The following is a 24,616-nucleotide window of genomic DNA, read 5'->3' as shown; positions in this document are numbered from 1 at the left end:
GCCGGTATGGCTGTTTTTTTATGTGAAGTTTTCTTTGTAAAGCTGGGAGCGCGTGAGTATTATGCCCGAACGAAGCGTTTCATAAGCCGCACAGTAATAATCCCTCAATCATAAGCATCTTTTACTTTCTCTTAACCAAAAATACAAATCTTTCCCCTGGTCAGTTTTATATAAATCAAATAATATAATTAAAAAGAGGTGATTAAATGAAAAAGGTTAAAGAGGAAATTATCGAACATCACTTAAAAGCGATAGGTTTTGTCTCATCATTGAGCCGACTGAGTGAAAAAGAGTGGCGGACGCCAATTGCCGAAGACAAATGGACTATTGCTGAAATAATAGGCCACTTTAAGCCTTGGGACGAGTTTGTCATGACTAAGCGTTTGCCATACCTTTTTTCCGAAGATAAGCTTCCGAAAGGACCTGACAGCAATGAAATAAACAGCCGGTCAGCCGCTCTCAGCAGACAAGAGCCTCAGCAAACCACAATTGAAAAGTTTATCTCGACTCGCAAAAATTTTTTAAAAGCAGTAAAGGATCTTCCGGATCACTTATGGGAACAGCCATTTTCAATTGGTCAGACGACACTTACGCTATATGACTACTTACACGGATTGGCTGAGCATGATCGGCACCATTTTGAGCAGATCACAGAAACAATTCCCTCTCTAAAAGAATAAAAGGAGGGGAGCGACTGGCCAATCGTTTGCAGAATGAGGCTCACACTTTAAGTCGGACCATCAGCCTGTAAGCTGACTGTGACATCAGAAGCTTCAGGCGGCAGCACGAAAACCCCCCGCTTGACTCATGGAAGATTTTGCTTTAGCGTAAAAGTCAGTAAACTAACTTTTAGTAAGGAGGATTCCATGAGTAAAAGCGCCAGCCTGAAAAATTATTTTTTGTCTCACCGGAAAGTGACGAACGAATTGATTGATAAGATTGAGCCTCAGCATTTCGATTATAAACCGGCCCCGACATCGATGTCCGCGAAAGAACTTGTCATTCATATGCTGACGACGTTTCATATGTTTGCGGCATCAGCTGCGAAGCAGGCTCCGGAACCTATCCATCAGACAAGTGAAGAAGATGATTTGAGAAAACTGGCAGATAAATATACGGATGAAGCAGTCAAACTAATTGAGTCGTTATCTGACGACAGTATGAACAATATGATCGATTTGACCGACATTATCGGCTCAACCCTGCCGGCTGAAAAAGTGTTGGAAATTGCAGTCGTGCATGAAATCCACCATAAAGGGAATTTGTTTGTTTATGTCCGTGAAATGGGGCATACAGACCTGCCTTTATTTATAAAAACTTAAGTTAATTAAGAAGATTTATACAAAAAAGGCTTTAGAGACATGTGCTCTAAAGCCTTTTTCAGTTAGCTGCCGGTAACTAAACAGCCTGCTCATTGTACCTTCGTTGTTTTATTTCAGCCCTCGCACATCTTTTAAGGAGCTTTCTCCGGCAGCGTTCTCTTTCTTTATCACTGAAAATGAGCCGTCTGTTTCAAGAACAACCGCTTCTACCTCATCCATCGAAAGAATCCCTTCTGATCTGACAGCCTGCCTTACTTCGTCTGTTTTGACACGTTCCTTTTTTAATGCTGTGTCCATGTACTGGCCTTCGTAATAAAGCAACTGCGGTTCTCCTTTCACTAGAGAAGTAAAAGCTTTTGAGCGTACCTCAAACCAAGTTACCAGAAATTGAAGTAATATGAGGAGGGCAAGTGCCGTAGCTCCTTCTGCAAAGGTCACATCAGGGGATAGTAGAATCGTGGCTACTGTAGAACCGAGAGCAACCGTAATAACCAGATCAAACATGTTCATTTTTGAAAGTGTCCGTTTTCCTGAGATTCTCAACATAAAAATAACAGCAGGGTAGACCATCGCCCCCATAAGGGTAATCCTGATTACCCCGCTCCAATCATCAAACAGCATAGCTCGTTGCCTCCTTAAATAAGTACCTGTACGTTTTCCTTTCCACAAATTGAAGGACTGAAAACTGTAAAAGGCAGAATAAAGGTCTGTCATCAAACAACAAACTGGAAGAGAGAGGTCATTTTTTGTTTTGTGGAAGATAATGTTAAACTGTAAGCAAAGACAGAAGAAGACTTGAAAAAAGAGATATATTTCACAGAGTATCAGTTATCTGTAACATTTTCTTTAAAAAAGTCCAGTGAGACTTTCCTGAAACTTTAACTGTCCTGTCACGTAAAACTTATATGAGAGGACGGGGAAGACCTTTTTAATTCGGGAAATAGCAGGGAAGCAGACCATGCGGCTTTTCCTGCAGTGACGGCAAATGCAAAGTGGGAGTATGTTTAAAAGGGTGGTGAATATTATGAAACGATTAGTAGGTTTAGTTAGTTTATTATCTTTTCCATTAGTAATATCAGGTTGTCAGCTTACAGGAAACACTGGTGAGCTGGCTTGGGGAGAAACAGCTGCTACGGAAAACCTGGAGATCACCCCTGAAACTATCCAAATAGGCACTGAAGAAAATCAGATAGATAAAAATGAAGGTTTGCCTCAGGTAACATCAACAGGCCAGGTGGCTTTAATAGAGTTGAATATAGAAAACACAGGGGGGAGCCCGGTAGAAATAGACCGGGATTTTTATTACCATTCATTTGGTATTTTACATAATGAAGAAGCCATGCCTGGCGAATTTTATATCAGCAGAATGGATTTAGATGCCTTTCCATTTGACGTTTATACAGGAGGTCTTGAAGAAGGAGAAGCTGTTGATACTCAGCTGATTATAGTGACTGGGAGAGGAAAGGTGCAGAACTTGTTATTTGATTCGGACGGCGATCTTGAAGATGATTATGAGGTCAGCTGGGAAATAGAAGACTGAATGAAGAAAATTGAATAAGAAGGAAGCTTCTTGGTTAATTTCGCGTATGCATAGAGGAAATAGCTTGCAGAGGACAAACAGTCTGGTAGAGAAGCCTGTTTTAAAGAAGACCATTTAAAATTTAGAGGTATAAGTTCATATAAAAAAGTGGCTTAGAAAGGATGATTTCTAAGCCTGGTTTAGGTCATTTCTTATCCAGGAAAACAGATATGAGAGAACCTCATAAATTTACTTGTAGGTGGGTGTATTTTCAGCCGTAGATTTTACAGATGGGTTTAGCTTTAACAATCCTCGAACCCAGGTGGACATACGCTGAAATACGTTTCGCCTGTTATTTTCTCTTGCCTGTGAAGGGGTAGTGTCACGGTAATTAAACTCATCTTGAGAAGCTTCCAAGTCTAAGAGCCTCTGGTCCCTAAACAGATTGTCTTCGCTCTCAGGCTCAAACGATGACGTTATAAAATTCTGTGTACCCATATTAATTCTCCTCCCATTCAAAGATATAATAGTATATGTGAGACAACTAAACATACTTAGGGTATTTATATCAGGATAGATGTGGAAATTCAGCATTTTTTACTAGGTGAACATGGGGAAAATGGGTAAGTCCACTAGTATAGAGGACAATAGCCTTTGAGACAGGAATTTTAAAAATAAAATAAAAAAGCAGCGCCGGGTAAACTGGTTGTCCAAAAATATGCTGTATATTTTTTCCAGTGGGCGCTGCTTTATTTGTTTGTGCCTTTTAATTATCTTTTATTACCTGCAAGTGCATTGTAAGAGTTAACAATGCCGTGTCCGTAATATTCATCGTAGCCTTTTTTGCCTGTATCGACAGCTGTCTGCTGAAGATGGGTCTGTACCTGACCAGGGTTTGGTTTAACGCCTGTTTTTTCATATTGCTGGGCAATGTAAGCGGCAGCAGCACCGGAGACTTGAGGAGCGGCCATAGATGTTCCGCCTTTCCAGCCGTATCCCGGCCCAAACAAGGCTTTAGCTTCAGGCCCGCGTCCTGCTGTAAAGTCCATATACGTTGGAACCGCACTTAAGACAAGGTATTTACTGGCAGATTCACCGTTTGCAGGTCCAAGGTCTCCGCCAGGTGCACCAAGGTTAATAGCCCCGTTCCCGTAGTTTGAATAAAAAGCAAGACGGTCCTCTGTACCGAATCCGCCGCCTGTCGCTGATACGGTGATCACTCCAGGAATCTGGGCAGGAACGAACACAACAGCGCCTTTAGCTTCCCATCCATCAGTCCGGCTTGAGTTTTGCCAGTCTGCCACTTTGGACGGGTTGCTGAGATCCTGTGCAGAGTTACCGGCAGAAGAAACAACGGTTACACCTTTGTTAATCGCATAACGGATCGCCCGGTTATAAGCGACAATATCAGCTGCGGAATTTCCGCCTCGGATTTTTTCACCTGTATCTGGATCAGTGAAGAACCACTGGCCGCGAAGGCGTGTGCCGCCAAGGCTCATGTTAATGACATCGGCGCCATCATCAGCGGCTGAAATAATAGCGTCAGTGATCCACACTTGAGACGCCCCGCCAGTTGCTCCGAATACTCTGTACGATCTGAGAGTAACACCCGGTGCCACACCTTTCATACGTCCTTCTGCACCGATGGTTCCGGCTACGTGGGTTCCATGGCTGTTAAAATCCCAGGAATCAGTTGTACCAGGAACAAAAGTACGTGACCCTTCTTCATCAACGAAGTCCGCAAGATCAGGGTGATCGAAGTCAAATCCGGAATCAATAACCGCGACGACTACATCTTCACGGCCTTCCCGGTCCAAGTAATGACTTGCACCATTATTTGTTACTTGCTCAATATCCCATTGCCAGCCGTCTTCCCAGATATTCTCTACAGGAGCCTTTTCTTCTGGAAGTTCACTTTCGACGACCTCGAAGTCAGGCAAGTCAAGCTGTTCCTCAAGAGAAGGACCAATACTTAAAACTTCTTTTTGGGTCATTAATGCTTTCATAAATTCACCTGGTGTCTCGGAAGTGGCTTCAATGACGCCAACCTCAGGCACTTGATATGTAATCTCGCCCCCGGCGTTCTCCACGATTTCCTCCACATTCTCAGGCAAGTTTTGCGAATTAAATACAACCATAAACAACGGATTGCCGTCCTCAGTCACTTCAGCGTCGCTGCTTGCTAAAACGCTCAAGTTAAAGCTGGACATAAAAAGAAGGACCATTAAAAAGTATAAAAAAGTTTTCTTCATCTTATAACCCCTTTTCTTTTTTAGTTTCCTGCTTAAAATTGATCCTCCTTTCTGTCTGGCTCACAGGCTTTTGACGACAAATATTTCGCCACACTAAGGAAAAAAACCTCTAAAAATGTGAAAATTATGAAAAATAAGACAAAAGAAACGGATTGTAAATTTTGGATTTAAGTACAAAGTTTTGGAAAAAGGTAAAGGGAAATAGGCCATATAGTTTAAAAAATAAGAAGAAAAAGATAGGGGATAGTAGGGGCAGCATTGAGATCCTTTTCAAAAGGTAAATAGTAAAAAAGGTAAGGTGTCTCTCTTGAGATGTAAAATGGTTGAATATAAAAGCATCCAATCAGCCCCCTAAGGAATTTTCCCAGGGGGCGTTGGCTTTTATGAATGACCATCTGCCCTTAATTAAATACGCCAAGCTTTTCGATGCGTTCGCAAGCTTCCTGTATCCGGTCTTCCGGCCGGACGAGACCAATTCGCAGAAACCCTTCGCCATGGGCGCCAAATCCATTGCCTGGTGCGGTTACAACATAAGCTTTTTCCAGAAGAAGGTTTGCAAATTCTTCAGAAGTGAAACCTTCCGGGACTGGCATCCAGGCAAAAAATGTCCCTTTAGGGGATTGGATATCCCGGCAGCCTGCTTTTTTCAGTCCGGAAATTAGCGTGTTTCTTCTCCGTTCATAAGTAGCGGCGAGTTTCCTTACTTCGTCCTGCGGCCCCTTAAGCGCAGTGGCTGCAGCCTCCTGCACCGCGCCGAACAGGCTGACGTACATATGATCCTGGATCAAATTAATACTTTCTATGACTGAGGCGTTACCGACCGCAAACCCAACACGCCAGCCTGCCATATTATACGTTTTTGATAACGTATAAATTTCAATACCGGTTTCTTTAGCCCCTTCTGACTCAAGAAAACTCCTTGGCTTTTCACCGTCAAACCCAAGTGCGCCGTACGCAAAATCATGGCAGACACAGATGTGGTGTTTTTTAGCCAATGAAACTGTCTCATCAAAAAAATCTTTAGTAGCTGTACCAGCTGTTGGATTGTTCGGGTAATTTAGGAACATCAGTTTAGCTTGCTCCAAAACTTTGCTGTTCAGGTCTTTATATGCGGGGAGGAAGTCATTTTCCCGTTTCAGCGGCATAAACGCAGGGTTTGCATCAGCTAACGCAATGCCTGACATATAATCCGGGTAACCCGGATCTGGCAGCAACGCTGTGTCCCCGGGATTTAAGAGACATTGACTCAGTTCTACAAGTCCCGTTTTCGCCCCGAATAAAACGGCGACTTCTGACTCCGGATCAAGATCCACATCATATTCGCGTTTATAAAAATCACACACTGCTTTTTTCAAAAAGGGCTGTCCCCGAAATGGAGAGTATTTGTGATAGCTCCCATTGGAAGCGGCCATCTTAAGTGCGTCCACTATATGGGGCGGGGTGGGCAGGTCGGGATTTCCCTGGCCGAGGTTAATGACGTCATGCCCCCCGGCTTCCAGCTGCTGCGTCTTTTTCACCAGCTTTGCAAAAAATTGTTCAGGCAATCGTTTTAAAGTTTGTGATTGTTCAAATTGAGTCACCGTATTCACACTCCGATCCATCGCAATCTGTCCATAATAATAGACATAAGCGGGAAGTTTGTAAAGGCAATCTTCAGATGATTTCAAAAGTTCCAAAAAAATGACCTTATTCAAAAAGGTTTTGCTGAGAGAGAGGAGCGATTTTATAAGAGAGCACTTTTATTTAACCGATCCAATGGCCACATTTTCGATGAAAAAATACCGTATTTGTGTTCTAAAATAACTATGTTCCAAATTAACAATAAACATTGAATGATGTGTCTCCGCTCCATATGAAGGTATTTTTAATAAAGTTATCGACCCGTATTTTAATATTCTTAATGCAGTTAGGGAGGGTAAGGCAAATGAAGCAAGTGAGATTTAGTTTTGAGTTATAACAGAGAGGGCGCCAGTGAATGGTAAAAGGGGAGCGGTAAATGGCCGAGTGAAGAAGTGGAGACGGGGATAGGTAAAAAGAGAGGGCGGCAAATGCCCGAACCGGACGAAGGTGAGCTTGAAAGGTAAAAAGAAAGGCAGATAAATAATCCTCCACCACCCCTTAATAAACAGAACCCTATGTCTCAATCGTAAGGCTCGCCCAAAATTACTTGATCCATAAAACCCCCCCGAAAATTCGGGGGGGTTGGAAAAACTTTGTGATTTAATCTGAGCTCAATTCCCAGCCGTCAGCTTGCCAGACATTTATATCAGGGTTCGGTCGATCTTTAAAAATGTGGCCATTATTTCCTGTAACTGTTACCTGGTCTATATACCAGCCTCGTCCGTTAGCAGATCCGTCAGTTACATAACTGAATCGAATGAGCGCGTCACCTGAGTATTCACTTAAATCATACGCTGAATTTACCCATCTCCAGCCTGTCGAGCCGGTAAATATGCCGGCATTTTCCAGAGTCGTCCGTTGAGCGTGAAGGTGTCCGTCGAGTTGATGCCATGTCTCTCCCTCATCAACAGAAATGTCGAGATAGCCAAAGTCCCTCGGAATATCATCAGCAATATCAATCCACGTTTTAAAAGTGAGTTCACTGTTTTCCTCAAGAGTCACTGGAAGAGTCAGCGTGTGGTTTTTGTTTCTTCCATTACCGCTGAACCAGGCTTCCTGCCCGGCTGCAGGGCGAACTGGCAGCGCTCTTGCAGTCTGGCGGACAATATCCTGCCGTTCAGGATTAATTGAAGGGCCATACCGCGTTGGATGGACACGATTCGTAAAGAAAATGACAACAGTATCATTACGAGGATCAATAACAAAAGACGTTCCTGTAAACCCTGTATGGCCGGCGGTGACAGGGGAGGACAGGCCATCCATAAACCAGCCTCTGTTCAGATTAAACCCTAAACCTTGCCCGAGATGGGACTCATCAGTTATTTGATTTGTCAGCATCTGAGCCACTGTTCCAGGTTCAAGTATTCTGGCATTCCCATACCGGCCGCCGTTAAGGATCATTTGTGAGAGAATGGCAAAATCTTCGGTGGTACTGAATAGCCCGGCATGGCCGGCTACTCCGTCCATCGCGTAGGCTTTCTCATCATGAACAGTTCCCCACACCATTTCTCTTCCTGACCAGGGGGAGTGCTCTGTAGGCGCCACTCTGGATAAATAGTCCTCAGAAGGGTTAAACATTGTATCAGTCATTCCAAGCGGTCCGGTTATATGGTTACTTACATACTCATCTAATGTCTCCCCGGACACCGTTTCTACGAGAAGACCTAACAGAATCATGCTTAAATCGCTGTATATAAGAGTCGTTCCCGGTTCTTCCGTGAGTTCTAAATCGTATAATGCCTGAAGTCTTTCCTCTTCTGTTTCATAATGATCAAGAGGGTGGGACGCAGCTAGCCCTGATGTGTGGGTTAACAGCTGCTCAATTGTGATTTCATCTTTTCCGTGTGTTCCAAATTCAGGAATATAGGAGGCGAGGGTGTCGTGTAAACTGATTTCATCTGTTTCTGTCAGCTGCATGACTGCAATGGAAGTCACTATTTTTGTCAGGGATGCAAGGTCGAAAATAGTATCCTTTTCCATTGGCAGCTGGTATTCTTCGGGTAAAACCTCGGAATCGTTTTTATACTTTGAAGCTTTTCCGTAAGCCTCATGCTTGATGATTCTTCCGTCTTTTACAATCATGGCTACTGCCCCGGGATATTTATTTTCCTCTATTCCTCTTTGCACTATCTCATCAATGTCTTCTAAGTATTTCCCTTGCATATGAACCTGGGAGGGAGACCCTTTTTTTAATGTAAGATTAGCTTTTCCTGCCCGTTCCCAGGCTTTTGCCCACTCGGGAGCGGGAACCTGTGCTGGCAGGGAACTTGGGTGGTTATGATGAAGATAATCTTCTTCAATAGAATGCGGCGGTTGATTCTGTTCCGCAAAAATAAGTGTCTCAGAGGTAAACAAACTTGCAAACAGAGCGAGACTTACTACAATACTTAAATGCTTTGACCAAATAATCCTCATAACATTCCTCCTGTTTCATAATTGTTATAAAATTCTATAAATTTATTATGCAGGAATGGAAGGGACTTCTCATGAATCGTTTTCATTTGCTTGTGAAGGAATTGTCATTTTTTCAGTCGTATAGCACTAGGTCAAATTTGCTTCTTTATATTTTCCACTGCTTTTAACAGGTTATCCTAAGATTTCGCAAAGGAAGAATCAGCTGAAGACAAGTCCGATGAAAAGCCTCCACCTGAAATAGTGAGCTCGTCAAACCCGCAAAAAAAGCAATGGATCTCTCCATTGCGGGGTGTTCTAATCTTTTATGTGGTGGCTCGCTTTTGGCCAGCTGCTGTTGCTTGGCGAGTTCATTCCGATTTCTTTATTGGCAATATATAAATGGTAGTAAAATTCAAAGGCCCCCAGAAGTGCTGTCGCAATTAGGGCAGGGATCGCCAGTGCAGCTCCAGGCAAGCCAAACGCCATGCCGATCAGCCATATGACAAGAAAGGAAAGGACCGCGTCTGATGCGGTGGCAATAATATTGTTTGTTTTAGGAAGTAAGGCCAAATCGCCTGCTATATAAGAGACAGCGCCCAGTACGACAGTCATTAAAAGCACTATTCCAAAGGAAACCTGATAGCCAATACCAAGCACAACATACAGGACAGCAAGTGTGGTAACTCCTTTAATTGCAATTGGTTTGCCATGTTCCATTTTTTCTCCTCCTTTATAAAAAGATAGAAGCTTATCCGTTTTATTCACCCTGGTAGACACCTGTAAACATTTATGGAAAAATTAGGGCTTACAAACTATGGGGAATGCACGAGATTTTCATGGTAATTCAGTTTATAGGCATCTTCTGCACCAAATTCTTCAATCATCTCAGGAAACAGGGTCGTTTTACCAGACCACCAGTAACTGGCATATTTATACTTTTTTGCGAAGTAATAAATATATAGTTTTAGTATTTTACAAAATATGGTTCGTTAATAGCTAAGGAACCGTTTAATAACCATAGATGCAACTCTCTTCTCAAGGACTGGCGGGATGAAGGGTGAAAAGAGAGTGCGGCAAATGCCCGAAGGAAGTGCAGGAAGCCGTAAAAGGTAAAAAGAGGCTACTAGGTTTTAATTTACATACTAGGTTTTATAAATCATAAAAACACTCTGTAATGTGTGTGGAAAATAATGTTAAACTGGATGGGGGCAGGGTCGGAGAAAAAAGAATCTCCCCATGAGCTGTTCAGGTTGGCGTTTTCAGCTATTAAAAGACTTATGAATGATGTAATTTTTATTGCAATCAGATTCATCAGAATACGTACTAATACGCTTAATAATTTTGGGAGGTTTTTATTATGTCCGATTTAACAAAAGTAATTTTAACTCTCACCGGGAGTTTTCTTGTTTTTGGATTTGGAGTGTTTAGAATAGTTACAGAATTACTAGCTTCTACTCCATTAGTAGTTGCCTGGATTTTCGCTGTAACCGGGTTAATTGGTGTCATTGCAAATGGGATCATGCTTAGAAAGTTAAAGACCAATTAATTTTGAAGAAGAAGGTGACTGCTAGCTTAATAGTTGATGCCTTTGCCTCACTTGTTAACGGAGGTCATAATATATTTAACTGAGGGACACAAAAAGCACCGCAAAATGCAGTGCTTGAAATGAAAGCTTAATGATTGTATCAGCTGGTTAGACTCTTACAGCTTTGATTAATGAACGTTTGGACCGCGGTAATAGTGGTTCATATCGGTTAATTCAATGATATAGTCATAATTATCAATAGATTTCTGAATAATTTGTTTTTCTTCTTCGGATAAAGCTGGGTTGTTCATTTGGCCTACTAATTCCGCCTTTAATGATTCTAATTTTTCTTTAGCTTTTTGGTATTCCATTTCCATCACCCTTTCGTCTTTTTGCACCCTTGATGTCCACACAAAAATGATTAAACGGGAAAAAATGAAAACTTTTCTTATCTTTATGATACCCTGAAAATTCCTCAGTTCCCGGGTGACATGTTATAATTTTGTGACTATTTAATCTCCCAAAAGAATTCTTTACAGTCACACCGGCTATGGTAAATAATGCGGGGTAATATGCCTGTTCCATAAGGAGGGGGACCCGATGAGAAGAGAAAATTGCTCCAAGTGCAATGGCTCCGAGTTTGCAGAAGCTACGGATTTTATGGCAGTTAAGCCTCTTAATAAGAAGTTTTCAAGCGGTGCTAACAAAATATATACGTTTTGCGTAACTGCGGGGAAGTAGCTTCCATAAGGATCGTAAAACCTGGAAAGTTGAAAATTTAACCGCAGCTATTATTTAAGGGGAGTGTGGTCTGCGGCTTGATCCTGGTTAGTCATCCTAAGTAATAAAAAGACTAGTTAATAAGAACGGAGTCCTTTATAAAAAAACATAAAACAACGTACGTTTTTTGAAAGTAGGCATACGCTGTATGTATATGATAAATAAGGGGATGACCATTATGTATTACGATCCTAACATGTATGCCTATCCTTATTACGCAAATGCGTACACACCGATGACTTCTGCCGGTTATATGTTCAGAGGCTATCAGGAAAATGACCAGCAGATAATTGATGAGATTCTTTCAGGAATAAAAAGGGAAGCTTCAGCGGTTGATCTTTACAGCCGGTTAGTCAAAGCGGCACCGAACGAAAAACACCAAAATGATATTCTCCGGGCTTTGGAAGAGAAAAGGTACCATTTAAATAATTTTACTAATCTTTATATCACAATGACCGGAAGGCAGCCGGAGTACCAAATCGACGAAATAGCTTTTGACAGCTACAGAGAGGGCGTACAAAAGGCTAAGGAATCAGAAGCTCAAGGGTATAGAGAATATCAAAGAAATTATTCGCAGACGCCTTATCCTCTCGTTCAAAATGTCTTTTTACATGCTTCTTCAGGAGGCCAGCGATTTGAACATATGAATCATAACGCCTCACAGGATTACGGGTCTCAGCCGTTTGTAGTGGATATTGAGGAAGTGACTAAGGAAAACGAGACGTTCCGGACAGCTATTTGGACGGGGGAGTATTTACAGGTCACATTAATGAGTATCGCTGTTGGAGATGACATCGGTTTAGAACTTCACCCTGACGTGGATCAGTTTATACGTATTGAGGACGGTGAGGGTCTTGTGCAAATGGGGGATACTAAAAATAATTTAGATTTTCAGCGCCGGGCAACTGAAGACTTTGCGATTATGGTCCCTGCCGGAAAATGGCATAATCTGACCAATACGGGCAACAAGCCACTGAAAGTTTATTCTATCTATGCGCCGCCTGAACATCCATTCGGAACTGTACACGAAACGAAAGAGGATGCTTTGGCAGCAGAAGAACATCATCACTATTAAAAAAGTGGATGCAGAGAATATTTTACTCTTAAGAGCTGTTACTGCAGCTCTTTTTTTAATTGGCCCAGTAATAAAAATCGTTTGACGTAAAAAATGGTTTTCTTTTTTTATGAAATAAAGTAATAAAATGGTAGATTAATGCCAATGCTGGGTGTAAAATTAGATTATTGATATGTCACTTAAGGAACAAAATGTTTACAGAAAATCAATGTCTGTTGGCTGATTTTTTCTGAAAATTAAAAATAAAAGAGGTTGATGAAAAGGTGTCAATGGAATTTAAAGACTTATCAATTAAGGAACAAACGATTTTTCACCATATCGGAAATAAAATACAAACAGACGACAGAGAAATAAACATCATTGCTAAAGTTGAAGAACCGTTAATCCTCATCTTAGGAAACATGTTAAGTGATGATGAATGTGACGAGTTAATCAGGCTGTCTAAAGATAAACTTAAACGTTCTAAAATTGGGAATACACGCGAAGTCAATAAACTAAGAACAAGCAGCAGTACATTTTTAGAAGAAGAGGGCAATGAAGTCGTTGCCAGAATTGATAAAAGGGTCTCACAGATTATGGGTGTCCCTTCAGAAAATGGAGAAGGCCTGCAAGTTCTCAATTACAAAACTGGACAGGAGTACAAAGCCCATTTTGATTATTTTTCGTCCGCTCATCAAACAGTCACCAACCCGAGAATCAGCACGTTAGTAATGTACTTAAATGATGTCGAGCAGGGGGGAGAAACATTTTTCCCTAAACTTAATTTTTCAGTGTCTCCACAAAAGGGAATGGCGGTGTATTTTGAGTACTTCTATAATGACAAAGAGTTAAATGAGTTAACATTTCATGGCGGTGCACCGGTTATAGCTGGGGATAAATGGGCGGCCACGCAATGGATGAGACGGCAAAGTGTAAGGTAGTAAATAGGTGTAATTGAAGCTGCTTAGGCGGCTTTTTTATTTATAATAATAAACTCAAAGGCTTCCGCCATGCAAAGGTGGAAGCCTTTGAGTTTTCTAATGGCTGATGATTTGGTTGCAAAAGTGCGATATACCAGCGGCAAATGAACAAGCCGTATTTAATCCGGTACCATAGTATAACGTAATTAAGCTTTAAAGTTATCAATAGAACAGGAGGGATAAGATGTGTACTAATATAACCATTCCGCGTAAATCCAAAGATGAGGCACTCGTTTCAGCGAGAACAATGGATTGGTGTATAAGGAATCCTGAGAATTCTCCACTTGTCAATTTTGTACCTCGTAAACAGAAATTTCCTGAAATTGATTTGCCAGGGGAAATTCATTGGAAAAACAAATACGGGTTTATTGGGGCAGGATACAAGTTAGAAAACTTCCCGGTAGCTTACTCTGACGGTTTGAACGAGAAAGGACTATCAGTTGCAAGCTTATGGCTGGCGTGTTCTGAGTACCCAAAACCCAAAAAAGGCGAACCTTTACTCTATAACATGAATTTAGTGAGCTACGTGTTAGGAAATTTCAAAAATATTCAGGAAGTAGAGACAGCACTTTCGAAATTAACTGTAGTCAACATTACTAACTTATATCCCGAAGTTCCTGCTCTTTTTCATTATATTATTAGTGACGCCTCTGGGAAGCATCTAATCGTAGAATTTATAGATGGGGTAATGCAAACGTATACGACCGATCTGGGTGTGTTAACAAATCAGCCAACTTATGACTGGCATCTTACTAATCTTAATTTTTACGGAAACTTAAGTTTAAAAAATAATCCCGACCTTTTCTGTGGAGAGGAAGTTACCGGGAGCGGCCAATTGGGTATGCCAGGTGATCCGTCCCCTCAATCCCGGTTTATTCGAGCGGCATTTCTGAGGCAGACAGCTTTTAAACCCGAAAACACTCAGCAAAGCATTGGACTAGCGCGCCTAATCTTGCAAAACCTCTCTGTCCCAATTGGTACAGTCATTTTCCAGGACCCAAGGTTTCCAGAAGGAACCTTTGATTGGACTCAATGGAGCGTGATAAGGGATCACACTAATCTTGGATACTATTTCTATTCAGACTTTAACAGTACGTTGTATGGCATTCATCTTAAACAATTGGACTTCAAATCTTCAAAACAAAAACAGTTCCCGATTTACCAACCTGACTGGTATGAGAATATCACAAAAAATTTCAAATAATAATTTTAAGGTTAATCAGAGAGAGGCAAGATTAATGAGTTATCTCGTAATAAGCAGATTCAGGTCATAAGGAATGTCACGTTATTCAAGCCATAAATTTTTGCCATTTAACCGCGAGACTTAAATGGCTTTTATGCTCCTGTTCGATCAAAGACTCAAACTCAAACCGAATGCCATCCGGGTTAAACCAGATCTTCGGCCGTCGCGTGATACCGGTTCGCATAATCAGCCGTTCAACTTCCTGGTAATCCGATTCACGTGCAGCTGTCATAACTTGCCGGGCAAACTCACGGTCTGTTGTGATTTTGTTCAGGATCACATTAGCTTCCTCCAAAAATAGTAGGCCATCCCTTGCTGACTCCATAAAGATGGAGGGATCCAGCGGTTCCATCTGGCGGGAAGAGCGTTGGGAGAATGCGTGATGCTGGGTCAGATGATAGGGAGAATTCTTTAAAGGATATGAAGGATAATTAAAAACAGGCTGAGACTGGGAATAGGGATATCCTGTATAATTTCCAGGAAGTAAGGCGTAAGGGTAGAACAAAGGGATCACTCCTTAAATGAGTCAGTATATTCCCAGTGTATGCTGAGAAGGCAAACCTGTTATAAACACCCATTTGTCCAGGACGGGAACAGAATTAGGCTGTTTATAGCTTCCACTTTTCAGGAAAATAGAGTAACAACGACCTTTAAAGGGGGATTAAAAATATGAACAGAAAATTAGACTGGAGCAGAGGCAACCTTCTGGCATTTGAAATTGACAACAAAGTGGAGGAGCAGGAATACAAAGAGATGCTCGCTGAAGTGGAACAAGTGATGAAGGAGTATGATAAGATCAAACTTTTCACGCGAATAACTGACTTTGAGGGAACAGAACTGTCTACGATGAACGACAGATTCCGTTTTCTGAAAGACAATGACATGGATAAGGTAGAGAAATACGCCATTGTAGGAGATGAGAAATTAGTAAAGGCTATTTCTAAAACGCTTGATGTATTTTCAAACACCAATATCCGTCAGTATAGTCCTGAAGAGGAAGAAGAAGCTAAGAGCTGGATTGTTGATTAAATATAATTATTTGCAAAAAAGGGACGGCGCCAACGCGCTGCCCTTTTTTTGTGTGGCAGTAATAGATGGAAATCATATAAATTGTTCCTCTCGTTTTCCTGTAATTATATCTTTACAAAAGATTATATCGTATTATAAGATATAAATAAAACAGGAGGGATCATGATGAAAGATTTGAAAAATCTAGTCAACAATATTAACGAAAAGTGGACAGACATTTATCATTCCCTGCATTACATTCATCAGGAAAATATATCTCACCAGGCAGTCCGGTTATTACAGCATATAGAGAAGAGAGAAGCGCTCACGGTGGGGGATCTGGCTGACTACATAGGGGTGTCTCATAATACTGCTTCTGAACATATCAAAAGGTTAATTAAAAAAGGGCTGGTTTCCAAAAAAAGAAGCAGTGAGGATGAAAGAAGAGTATTTGTAATCATGACTCCAGAAGGGAGGGGCGTGTTGAATAAACATACGCGCTTAGATGAGGACAAATTAGAAAATGTTTTAGAAAACCTAAGTGACTCAGAGGCTGAAACAGTAGCCAAAGCTTTTCATTTTCTCAGCAGGGAGGCCAGGAAATGTTCTTGGTAATAAAAATTTTAGTGAGTGCAATTATTATTGGAATAGTAACTGAAGTGGCAAGGATTTTTCCTAAGTATGGCGGAATTATAGCTGCTCTGCCATTAGTCAGTTTACTTAGTTTAATTTGGCTTAACGTTCAAGGAGAACAATCAATTAATCTCAGCAAATTCGCATTAGGTGTCCTGTGGGGGTTTCCTGCCACGGCTGTATTGTTAATTGTAGTAGTGATTTCATTAAAAGCGTCTTTTCCTTTAATTGTTTCTATTTTATTCGGGATCGGAGGCTGGGCAGCTTTTCTTGCCATCCAGGACATTGTTGTGAAGAAAATATCTCCCCTTATATGAAATCCCCCTGTTAAACCTTGCTTGATGTGTCATACGAGCAAGGTTATTTATAAGTTTCCAGAGCATGGCCCCTCAGTTCTAAATCCCTTAATACTTAATTTTCATAAAAAGCGGTAAGTATCCATTCAATTGCGGGATTGTTGAATACGTTATAAAGAGATTCTATTTTTTAAAACGGAAGGAGGGCAAAAGCTCGTGAAAAATTCCGAAAGGAAAAATCAAACGTATTCAAACCGCGTATTAGTGGCTGAATTTGATGATAACTGGAGAACGTCTCTCTCTAAGTCAGGATATGTTGTATATACTGCTACGAGGGATCAAGCTAAAGTGGAACTTTTACTTCAAGGCGACTTAAAGAAACTGCTGATTTTCCCCAGAAATGGGAGAGTGCTTGTAGGCGGCGGAGGCACGAGCCACTTCAGTAAACCTCACAGGACTATTGATCTTTAAGTAAGCTACGTCATTAACCCGCATATTAAGGTGAGCCTCCCTTATTCGAGTGGATGCCCCATACTCTATAAATTCCCGGCAGAAAAACAGAAGGCAGCTTCCACATCCATTTTAATCACCTTGGATAGAAGCTGCCTCTATTTTAGTTCAACATTTTTTTATTGTTACGTCACTCTTGCAACCGATTAACTGGAAAGTGTCTCTTTATGACGGACCGTTGCTTGAGCGGCCGCTAATCGGGCTAAAGGCACCCGGTATGGCGAGCAGCTGACATAATCAAGGCCTTTCTTGAAGCAGAATTCAATCGAGCTTTTTTCACCGCCGTGTTCCCCGCAAATGCCTGTTTTCAAAGAAGGTTTCGTCTGGCGCCCCAATTGGACTCCGGTTTCAACGAGCTTCCCGACCCCTTCCTGGTCCAGCACCATAAATGGATTGTCAGGCAGCGTGTTTTCTTCAATGTAATGCTGAAGGAACTTCGTTTCAGCATCATCACGGCTGAAACCAAATGTGGTTTGCGTTAAATCGTTCGTGCCGAACGAGAAGAAATCCGCCTCTATGGCAATTTTGTCAGCTGTTAAAGCTGCACGGGGGATTTCAATCATCGTGCCCACCGTGTAATCGACCGTTTTGCCTGACTCTTCTGCAACAAGCTCCGCTGCTTCAACGACAACCTGGCGCATCGCTTTTAGCTCATTGACATGGCCGACTAACGGAATCATTACTTCAGGCTTTACCTCTATGTTTTTCTCGATAAGGCTTGAAGCCGCATAGAAAATGGCCTTTGCCTGCATCATATAAATTTCGGGATAAACCATTCCTAAACGGCAGCCGCGGTGGCCGAGCATCGGATTAAATTCATCAAGCTGGCGGACTTTTTTAAGCAGCTGTTCTTTCTCTTTTAACTCAGGTGACTCAGGATCAGTCAGTTGAAGCTTCGTCACCTCAACTAGCAACTCTTCTTTATCAGGCAAAAATTCATGAAGTGGCGGATCCAGCAGACGGACCGTTACTGGATGGCCGTTCATCGCCTCAAATATTTGAGTGAAATCGCCTTGCTGCATCGGAAGAAGCTTCTCAAGCGCTGCCATGCGTTCGTCAACCGTCCCGGCTAAAATCATGTCCCTGACAATAGGAATTCGTTTCGCATCCATAAACATATGCTCCGTCCGGCATAGGCCAATGCCTTCCGCGCCAAATTCCCGCGCTTTATAGGCGTCTTCCGGCGTATCAGCGTTCGTCCGCACACCTAACGATCTCTCTTTATCTGCCCAGGAAAGAAGCATTTCAAATTCCGGTGACAGTTCAGGTGGAATCATTGGTATGTCGCCAAGCATAAGTTCCCCGGTCGCCCCGTCAATCGTAACGGTATCCAAGTAGTTAACGACGGTCTCCCCAACGCGGAATTCTTTTTTCTTTAAATCAATTTTTAAACTTTCGCAGCCGCAAATACACGCTTTTCCCATCCCGCGGGCGACCACTGCCGCATGGCTTGTCATCCCGCCCCGGCTTGTGACGATCGCTTCAGAGGCGACAATGCCGTGGATATCATCCGGTGTGGTCTCAGGCCGGACGAGGATCACTTTTTTACCGCTTTGGCTTAGCAATTCCGCATCATCAGAGTCAAAAACGACGTGGCCGGTAGCGGCTCCCGGAGAAGCGGGTAAGCCTTTGGCAAGCGGCTTTAATTCGTATGAGTCGTCAATTCTCTGGTGCAGCAGCTGGTTTAACTGGTCGGGATCGACTCGGAGAAGAGCTTGACGCCTGTCAATGACACCCTCTTTTACCATTTCAACCGCAATTCGTATAGCGGCCTGGGCCGTCCGTTTGCCGTTCCTGGTCTGGAGGATAAATAATTTACCCCGCTCAACCGTAAACTCAATATCCTGCATATCCCCATAATGGCTTTCCAGGCGGTTGCACGTCTCAACGAACTGCTGGTAAACCTCAGGCATTTCCGTTTTCAGCGTATGAATAGGCTGGGGAGTTCGTATCCCCGCGACGACATCTTCCCCTTGGGCATTGATCAGATATTCTCCGTAAAGCACCGCTTCCCCAGTGGAAGGGTTTCTTGTGAACGCTACGCCAGTACCCGAATCATCACCCATATTGCCGAACACCATGCTTTGGATGTTGACGGCTGTTCCTAAGTGGCCGGGAATGTTATTTAACCGGCGGTAGATGATCGCACGCTGGTTATTCCAGGAATCAAATACTGCTTGAATGGCTAAAAACAGCTGCTCCTGAGGGTCTTCAGGGAAGGTCCGTTTCGTATGGTCCCGGACAATTTTTTTATAGCCTGTGATCACTTCTTTCCAGTCCTCAGCTGTTAATTCAGGGTCCGCCGCATAGCCTTTTTTCTCTCGGGTTTCTTCAAGGTGCTGTTCAAAAAAGTAGCTGTCTACTTTTAATACGACATCGCTGAACATCTGAATGAACCTGCGGTAAGAGTCATAAGCAAAACGGGGGTTTTGAGTTAATTCGGCCACCGCTTCGACAGTTTTCTCGTTCATCCCTAAATTCAGCACCGTGTCCATCATGCCCGGCATTGAAAAGACCGCTCCTGATCGGACAGACACAAGCAGAGGATCGGAAGGATCGCCAAGCTTTTTACCGGTTTTTTGTTCAAGTTTATGGAGAGAGTCAATCACTTGCTCCTTAAGATCACCCGTTATCTGCTGATCGTGGTCATAATATGTATTGCACGCCTGGGTTGAAATAGTAAACCCTTCTGGTACCGGTAAACCGATCCGCGTCATTTCAGCTAAATTGGCGCCCTTGCCGCCTAAAGTTTCTTTCATTCCGCTTTTGCTTTCATCAAACATATAAACGAGCTTTGTCATATCTATTGGCTCCTCTCTATTTTCAGAACTTCAATAATATAATGAGCAGTTTCTTCTACAGCTTTGTTGGACACATTGATGACCGGACACCCGATGCGTTTAATGATTTTATCGGCATATTCCAGTTCTTCAAGAATCCGTTCATATTTAGCATACGTTGACCCCGAGGTTAAGCCCATTGTTTTCAGGCGTTCTTTGCGTATTTCGTTTAATTTATCAGGTGTAATTATAAGGCCGACGCATTTGTTTCTAGGGAGCTGAAACAGTTCTTCTGGCGGGGGAATCTCAGGGACTAAAGGAATATTCGCCACTTTGAACCGTTTATGAGCGAGATACATCGATAAAGGCGTTTTCGACGTCCGTGACACCCCAATAATGACAAGATCCGCTTTTAATATCCCTCTTGGATCCTGTGCATCGTCATACTTCACCGCGAATTCCACGGCAGCTACTTTCCGGAAGTAATCTTCATCAAGTTTCCGCATCATCCCGGGTTCGTGCCCAGGGGGTTTACCAAATGACTCACTAAATGCGCTGATCAAAGGGCTCAGCAGATCGACTGCTTTGATGTTTTCTTCTGCTGCCCGCTGATCTAAGTATTGTTTTAATTCATCAATAACGATGGTGTAGGCAATGATCGACTGATATTGCCCGGCTTCTCGTATCACTTGTTCAATATCTTCTGTCGCATAGACATAGGGGACCCGGTGGAATTCCACATTATCAGTCGTAAACTGACTGGACACGGCATTGACGACATGATCAGCCGTTTCACCCACGGAATCCGATAGGATGAATACTTTTCTTTGTCTGCTCAAAAACACCACCTGCTGTCTTTAAAGTTTGAAAAAACTAATGTGTTATACTAATCGGTTACAAGTATAACATAATGGGCTTTTATTTAAAGAGAATTTTTCAATTTTTGTGGAAAAATCTTTTGGCCGGTGAAAAAATACCGTTAAATGGGCAATTATGGTGTAGTCAGCTGGTGCTACGGAGTGAACGCCTTTCAGGCGGGAAACTGCAGACAGGAAGTATATGGTAAAATTGATTAGGATAGGGGAGGGATAATTTTGAAGAAAGAAAAACGGCCCGTCGTTGTTGCTATTGCCGGCGTCTCCGGCGGAGGTAAAACCACTCTTGCGGAATATTTAAGGGAGAAATTATATAAATCTGACATACTCTATTTTGATGACTACGAGTTTGAAGGGCCAGAGGACATTATTGACTGGGTTGACAGTGGAGCGGACTATGACAAATGGAACTTAGACCCATTTTTTAGTAATTTGAAAAGGCTGTTAAATGAACCGCTGGATTATATAATACTTGATTATCCATTCGCTTATAAACATTCTCAGATGAGGCCGTTCATTGACTATACTGTGTTTATTGATACACCTTTGGATGTGGCTATGGCACGCCGGATCATGAGGGATTTTAAACACAGTACTATGGAAGAACTCTTGGCGGATATGGGAAATTACATATCCCGGGGAAGGCGTGGCTATGTAGAAATGCTGAACACTATTAAACCGAATTCAGACATCATCGTGGACGGCACGTTATCCGTAGCAGAGATTGCAGATGAAATTTACGGGAGGGTAATGGCGGAGCACGATAAGGATCAACGTAAGAAAAATTCTTAAATACCAAATCATTTAAGAAGCGCTTATTTTTTTAATCTTATTATTTTCGGAACCCATATAGTTAACGCTGCCAGAGGGAGTTCTGCTCGAACAGACGCAAGCATCCGATAAAAAAGCTTCCTTCTTGTATATAAAAATAATGAATGAGGTATTACATATGGATAAATTCAGCCCTGAAAATGAAAAAAGGGAAAAAAAATTTAAAATATTTCTTTTCGCATTTATTGTTTTAGCGGTGGTGAATGGTGGTTTAGGAATAAATGAATTTTTGCGTAACGAGATTTCTTTTTACGGGCTTCTCTTTATTATTACTGGGCATTTTTTTATTTTAATTTTTGCTTTACGGAGGAAGCGCTGGGCCGAGTGGATAATAATAGTTATAGTAGCTTTCCAAGTGATTATGTATCTTTTAGCTTTCATATTTTGGACGATTTACACTTTTTTCAGTTAAAAATCCTTAGGCGGTGTATGAGATTAGAAATTTTTATGTGCAACTATCACAGGTCACAACTGGTCAACCAGGAGTACAGCAGAGCTTATCGGGGAGATAAAGAAGGAGTGATACCGTGAGAAAGGTTTTAATCCTGATTTTTAGTTTTTTAGTAATTGTGGCAGGTGCTTATACATTTTTAAAATGGTATTCGCCATTAGCCGTCTATTCAAGCGGTTTTGGTTTAGATGGAGAAGTCCAACTGGTTGAGGCAGGAAACAAAAGTCCAATAGGCACTGTAAAAATAGAAGAGGTGCTGGTCAATAACAATGATTCTCCTTCAGAAGTCAAAATTCAAGTAAGCCATCACATGCAAGGGTTTGTTATTACAGACGATTTTGATGGAGAAGTTGAGAGCGAGTATACTTTTAAAGAAGTGAATGCTGTATCTATTCAACCTGATACACACCCGCAAAAACAACTCGAAAAAGTAAATGCCGGCACAGCAACAGAAGATGATCTTATTTATAGCCTTTCGTGCATTCATAACGAGCCCATTAATCAAGTTACAATAAAATACCGGCACCTCGGTGTTTCACATAAGAAGACTCTGTCTGTAGATTAAAAAAATGAAAATCTGGCGCCCCTTTAAAGAAAGGGAATGTAAAATATATATAGGTAGAAATTAATTTTGCAATTGGGGGTATAGGATGTGGATTTTAGTGCTGCTTGCTGTGATAGGTATTGGTACAATTATTGGGTATCTAAAAGAGCAAACTAAACAAAATAAAAAAATGATTGAATTACTTGAAGAGATAAATAACAACAAAAAATAACAGGCTGTCGCGCTTGCTTTATTGCGGCTTGCCAGAATCTATAGCTATGGGAAGGGAGAAAAGAGGGAGATAAATGCAAATTTTACTAGTTGAAGATGATAAAACGATTGCTTCAGGGTTAGATTATTCGCTCCAGCAGGAACAATTTGAAACAAACCTTTGTTACGATGCCAAGTCGGCTGAAAATGTCATCGAAACAGAGCTCAATGACATAGGTTTATGCCTTTTCGACCTGTCTTTGCCGGATGGAAGCGGCTACGATTTATGCCGGTTAGTAAAGAAACGGAGAGATGTGCCCGTGATTTTCTTAACGGCCATCGATGATGAAGTGAACGTCGTCATGGGGCTGGACATGGGGGCAGATGATTACATAACGAAACCTTTCCGGATCCGTGAATTAGTCTCACGGATTAAAACGGTTTTGCGCCGGTATGAAAAACAGACGAAAACCGTGCCGATGATTGAAATCGATAATATTCGTATCCATACTCTTAAAGGAAAAGTGTATAAAAACGGAAATGAAGTGAACATAACTGCGTTGGAATACCGTTTATTCCTTATTTTTGCTAACCATATCGGCCAGGTATTCTCGAGAAACCAGCTGTTGGAGCAAATTTGGGACGTGGCAGGGGATTTCGTAAATGATAATACGTTAACAGTTTATATTAAACGCCTCCGTAATAAATTAGAAGATGATCCCCAAAATCCAAAGGTTATTAAAACAATTCGCGGCTTAGGATACAAGGTGGGTGAGTAAACGATGTTCCGGAACCGGGAATTCAGAACATTTTTTATAAGTTTAAGCGTAATAGCCATAGGAACGATAAGTATTGCAGCTTCCTTATCCAGGGAGGCTTTTATTATGGCAGTGGTTTCTTCCTTGTTGTTTATAGCAGTAACAGTCCTTTTTACCCGCTGGCGTTACTCGGAAATAAAAAAATTATCTGGTTATCTTCGCCAGATCAGCAGCGGAAACTATACTTTAGATGTCCGTGATAATTTTGAAGGGGAACTCAGCATTTTAAAAAGTGAAATTTATAAAGTGACACGTAAACTCTCCGAACAGGGAGCCCATCTCCGTACAGATAAGATTGAATTAACGAAAGGATTGTCCGATATCTCCCATCAATTGAAAACGCCTCTTACCTCCATGCTCGTTATGGTTGATCTGCTGAGCGACGCAGACCTGCCGGAGGCGGAACGGAAAGAATTCACAGGAAATATCCGGCAGCAGCTGAAACGGATTGAATGGCTCGTTTCCTCTCTATTAAAACTTTCCAAAATAGATGCGGGCACCGTTTCCTTTAAAAAGGACAGGATTCTGGTAAAAGACTTAGTGAATAAAGCATTAGAGGCCGTGCTTGTTCCAATTGATATTAAGGAGCAGCATATAAACATTCAGGGCGGCGGGACGATGGGTTTCGAAGGGGATATGAACTGGACGGCGGAGGCGCTGATTAATTTACTGAAAAATGCCGTGGAACACACTGATGAACAAGGAAAAATAACCATTTTGTGGGATGAAAATGTGCTTTACACGGAAATCAGGGTGGCAGATCACGGAGAGGGAATTGCAAGGGAGGACCTGCCTTACATTTTTAAAAGGTTCTATAAGGGAAAGAATGCCAGTGAAGACAGTGTAGGTATAGGGCTTGCTATGGCCTATAGTATTGTAACGAATCAGGGAGGCGACCTGCAGGTAAAGAGTGACCTGGGCAAAGGGACTGAATTTCTTTTGAAATTCTACAAACAGGTGTAAGTGACTAA

At 42.0% G+C, this 24,616-nt stretch carries 27 protein-coding genes; 17 read left to right on the top strand and 10 right to left on the bottom strand.

The annotated features are described in order from the left end of the window. Positions 1-206: 206 nt before the first annotated feature. Together BMW59_RS02375 and BMW59_RS02370 are read left to right on the top strand one after the other, a co-directional pair. Positions 207-680: a DinB family protein gene (locus tag BMW59_RS02375; RefSeq protein WP_093047427.1), complete on the top strand. Its 474-nt coding sequence runs from the start codon at positions 207-209 to the stop codon at positions 678-680. A 186-nt stretch (positions 681-866) separates the two neighbouring features. After that, positions 867-1,322, top strand: coding sequence for a DinB family protein (locus tag BMW59_RS02370; RefSeq protein WP_093047426.1), 456 nt, complete (start codon positions 867-869; stop codon positions 1,320-1,322). 108 nt (positions 1,323-1,430) lie between these two features. On the opposite strand, the gene BMW59_RS02365 is transcribed toward BMW59_RS02370, so the two are convergent. After that, on the bottom strand, positions 1,431-1,943 hold the full coding sequence (locus BMW59_RS02365; protein WP_093047425.1) for a DUF421 domain-containing protein: 513 nt from the start codon (positions 1,941-1,943) through the stop codon (positions 1,431-1,433). Positions 1,944-2,346: 403 nt separating this feature from the next. Here BMW59_RS02365 and BMW59_RS02360 point away from each other — a divergent pair, with 403 nt between their 5' ends. Continuing rightward, a complete protein-coding gene (locus BMW59_RS02360) occupies positions 2,347-2,862 on the top strand; it encodes a hypothetical protein (protein ID WP_093047424.1) in 516 nt (171 codons plus the stop codon). Between the two features lie 228 nt (positions 2,863-3,090). On the opposite strand, the gene BMW59_RS02355 is transcribed toward BMW59_RS02360, so the two are convergent. The 5 genes from BMW59_RS02355 to BMW59_RS02335 form a co-directional block, all read right to left on the bottom strand. Continuing rightward, on the bottom strand, positions 3,091-3,339 hold the full coding sequence (locus tag BMW59_RS02355) for a hypothetical protein (protein ID WP_093047423.1): 249 nt from the start codon (positions 3,337-3,339) through the stop codon (positions 3,091-3,093). A 272-nt stretch (positions 3,340-3,611) separates the two neighbouring features. Next, positions 3,612-5,093, bottom strand: a complete 1,482-nt coding sequence (locus tag BMW59_RS02350; RefSeq protein WP_093047422.1) for a S8 family serine peptidase — start codon at positions 5,091-5,093, stop codon at positions 3,612-3,614. Between the two features lie 401 nt (positions 5,094-5,494). Further along, positions 5,495-6,673 carry a pyridoxal phosphate-dependent aminotransferase gene (locus tag BMW59_RS02345; RefSeq protein ID WP_093047703.1) on the bottom strand — a complete coding sequence of 393 codons (1,179 nt, stop codon included), beginning with the start codon at positions 6,671-6,673 and terminating at the stop codon, positions 5,495-5,497. 640 nt (positions 6,674-7,313) lie between these two features. Then, on the bottom strand, positions 7,314-9,128 hold the full coding sequence (locus BMW59_RS02340; RefSeq protein ID WP_093047421.1) for a serine hydrolase domain-containing protein: 1,815 nt from the start codon (positions 9,126-9,128) through the stop codon (positions 7,314-7,316). A 294-nt stretch (positions 9,129-9,422) separates the two neighbouring features. Continuing rightward, complete coding sequence (locus BMW59_RS02335) at positions 9,423-9,824, bottom strand: DUF2512 family protein (RefSeq protein ID WP_093047702.1); 402 nt, start codon at positions 9,822-9,824, stop codon at positions 9,423-9,425. Between the two features lie 640 nt (positions 9,825-10,464). On the opposite strand from BMW59_RS02335, the gene BMW59_RS02325 reads away from it, so the two are divergent. After that, a complete protein-coding gene (locus BMW59_RS02325) occupies positions 10,465-10,653 on the top strand; it encodes a hypothetical protein (RefSeq protein WP_093047419.1) in 189 nt (62 codons plus the stop codon). 167 nt (positions 10,654-10,820) lie between these two features. Here the strand turns inward: BMW59_RS02325 and BMW59_RS02320 are convergent, their stop codons facing one another. After that, positions 10,821-11,003 (bottom strand): DUF3896 family protein, encoded by a 183-nt coding sequence (locus tag BMW59_RS02320; protein ID WP_093047418.1) that lies wholly within the window; start codon positions 11,001-11,003, stop codon positions 10,821-10,823. Positions 11,004-11,590: 587 nt separating this feature from the next. Between BMW59_RS02320 and BMW59_RS02310 the strand changes: the two genes are divergently transcribed. The 3 genes from BMW59_RS02310 (at position 11,591) to BMW59_RS02300 (ending at position 14,650) form a co-directional block, all read left to right on the top strand. Next, a complete protein-coding gene (locus tag BMW59_RS02310; protein ID WP_093047417.1) occupies positions 11,591-12,487 on the top strand; it encodes a cupin domain-containing protein in 897 nt (298 codons plus the stop codon). 269 nt (positions 12,488-12,756) lie between these two features. Next, positions 12,757-13,407: a 2OG-Fe(II) oxygenase gene (locus BMW59_RS02305; RefSeq protein ID WP_093047701.1), complete on the top strand. Its 651-nt coding sequence runs from the start codon at positions 12,757-12,759 to the stop codon at positions 13,405-13,407. 223 nt (positions 13,408-13,630) lie between these two features. After that, on the top strand, positions 13,631-14,650 hold the full coding sequence (locus BMW59_RS02300) for a linear amide C-N hydrolase (protein ID WP_093047416.1): 1,020 nt from the start codon (positions 13,631-13,633) through the stop codon (positions 14,648-14,650). A gap of 85 nt (positions 14,651-14,735) precedes the next feature. Here the strand turns inward: BMW59_RS02300 and BMW59_RS21305 are convergent, their stop codons facing one another. Further along, positions 14,736-15,014, bottom strand: a complete 279-nt coding sequence (locus BMW59_RS21305; RefSeq protein ID WP_483880113.1) for a YuzC family spore coat inner layer protein — start codon at positions 15,012-15,014, stop codon at positions 14,736-14,738. 344 nt (positions 15,015-15,358) lie between these two features. Here BMW59_RS21305 and BMW59_RS02290 point away from each other — a divergent pair, with 344 nt between their 5' ends. The 4 genes from BMW59_RS02290 (at position 15,359) to BMW59_RS02275 (ending at position 17,097) form a co-directional block, all read left to right on the top strand. After that, positions 15,359-15,718, top strand: a complete 360-nt coding sequence (locus BMW59_RS02290; protein ID WP_093047414.1) for a SpoIIAA family protein — start codon at positions 15,359-15,361, stop codon at positions 15,716-15,718. Positions 15,719-15,883: 165 nt separating this feature from the next. Beyond that, the gene (locus tag BMW59_RS02285) at positions 15,884-16,312 is read left to right on the top strand and encodes a MarR family winged helix-turn-helix transcriptional regulator (protein ID WP_093047413.1); all 429 of its coding nucleotides are present in this window, start codon (positions 15,884-15,886) and stop codon (positions 16,310-16,312) included. After that, positions 16,300-16,647: a DUF3147 family protein gene (locus BMW59_RS02280; RefSeq protein ID WP_093047412.1), complete on the top strand. Its 348-nt coding sequence runs from the start codon at positions 16,300-16,302 to the stop codon at positions 16,645-16,647. Before BMW59_RS02285 ends, BMW59_RS02280 begins: the two co-directional genes overlap by 13 nt. Before the next feature lie 195 nt (positions 16,648-16,842). Then, the gene (locus BMW59_RS02275; protein ID WP_093047411.1) at positions 16,843-17,097 is read left to right on the top strand and encodes a hypothetical protein; all 255 of its coding nucleotides are present in this window, start codon (positions 16,843-16,845) and stop codon (positions 17,095-17,097) included. 185 nt (positions 17,098-17,282) lie between these two features. On the opposite strand, the gene ppdK is transcribed toward BMW59_RS02275, so the two are convergent. Continuing rightward, positions 17,283-19,937 carry a pyruvate, phosphate dikinase gene (gene ppdK, locus BMW59_RS02270; RefSeq protein ID WP_093047410.1) on the bottom strand — a complete coding sequence of 885 codons (2,655 nt, stop codon included), beginning with the start codon at positions 19,935-19,937 and terminating at the stop codon, positions 17,283-17,285. A 2-nt stretch (positions 19,938-19,939) separates the two neighbouring features. Next, entirely contained in the window at positions 19,940-20,755 is an 816-nt protein-coding gene (locus tag BMW59_RS02265; RefSeq protein WP_093047409.1) for a pyruvate, water dikinase regulatory protein, read from the bottom strand. Between the two features lie 255 nt (positions 20,756-21,010). Between BMW59_RS02265 and BMW59_RS02260 the strand changes: the two genes are divergently transcribed. The 6 genes from BMW59_RS02260 to BMW59_RS02240 all read left to right on the top strand — a co-directional run bounded on the left by BMW59_RS02260 (position 21,011) and on the right by BMW59_RS02240 (position 24,608). Then, positions 21,011-21,583: a nucleoside/nucleotide kinase family protein gene (locus tag BMW59_RS02260; RefSeq protein ID WP_093047408.1), complete on the top strand. Its 573-nt coding sequence runs from the start codon at positions 21,011-21,013 to the stop codon at positions 21,581-21,583. Positions 21,584-21,740: 157 nt separating this feature from the next. After that, positions 21,741-22,034, top strand: a complete 294-nt coding sequence (locus BMW59_RS02255) for a hypothetical protein (protein ID WP_093047407.1) — start codon at positions 21,741-21,743, stop codon at positions 22,032-22,034. Between the two features lie 115 nt (positions 22,035-22,149). After that, positions 22,150-22,638, top strand: coding sequence for a hypothetical protein (locus BMW59_RS02250; protein ID WP_093047406.1), 489 nt, complete (start codon positions 22,150-22,152; stop codon positions 22,636-22,638). Between the two features lie 85 nt (positions 22,639-22,723). Beyond that, positions 22,724-22,849, top strand: a complete 126-nt coding sequence (locus BMW59_RS22175; RefSeq protein WP_281244198.1) for a hypothetical protein — start codon at positions 22,724-22,726, stop codon at positions 22,847-22,849. Positions 22,850-22,922: 73 nt separating this feature from the next. Next, the gene (locus BMW59_RS02245; protein WP_093047405.1) at positions 22,923-23,606 is read left to right on the top strand and encodes a response regulator transcription factor; all 684 of its coding nucleotides are present in this window, start codon (positions 22,923-22,925) and stop codon (positions 23,604-23,606) included. Positions 23,607-23,609: 3 nt separating this feature from the next. Beyond that, positions 23,610-24,608, top strand: coding sequence for a sensor histidine kinase (locus tag BMW59_RS02240; protein WP_093047404.1), 999 nt, complete (start codon positions 23,610-23,612; stop codon positions 24,606-24,608). Positions 24,609-24,616: the final 8 nt, after the last annotated feature.

The organism is Salipaludibacillus aurantiacus, from assembly GCF_900111295.1.
Lineage (GTDB): Bacteria > Bacillota > Bacilli > Bacillales > Salisediminibacteriaceae > Salipaludibacillus > Salipaludibacillus aurantiacus.
This window is presented reverse-complemented; position numbering and strand designations above follow the sequence as displayed.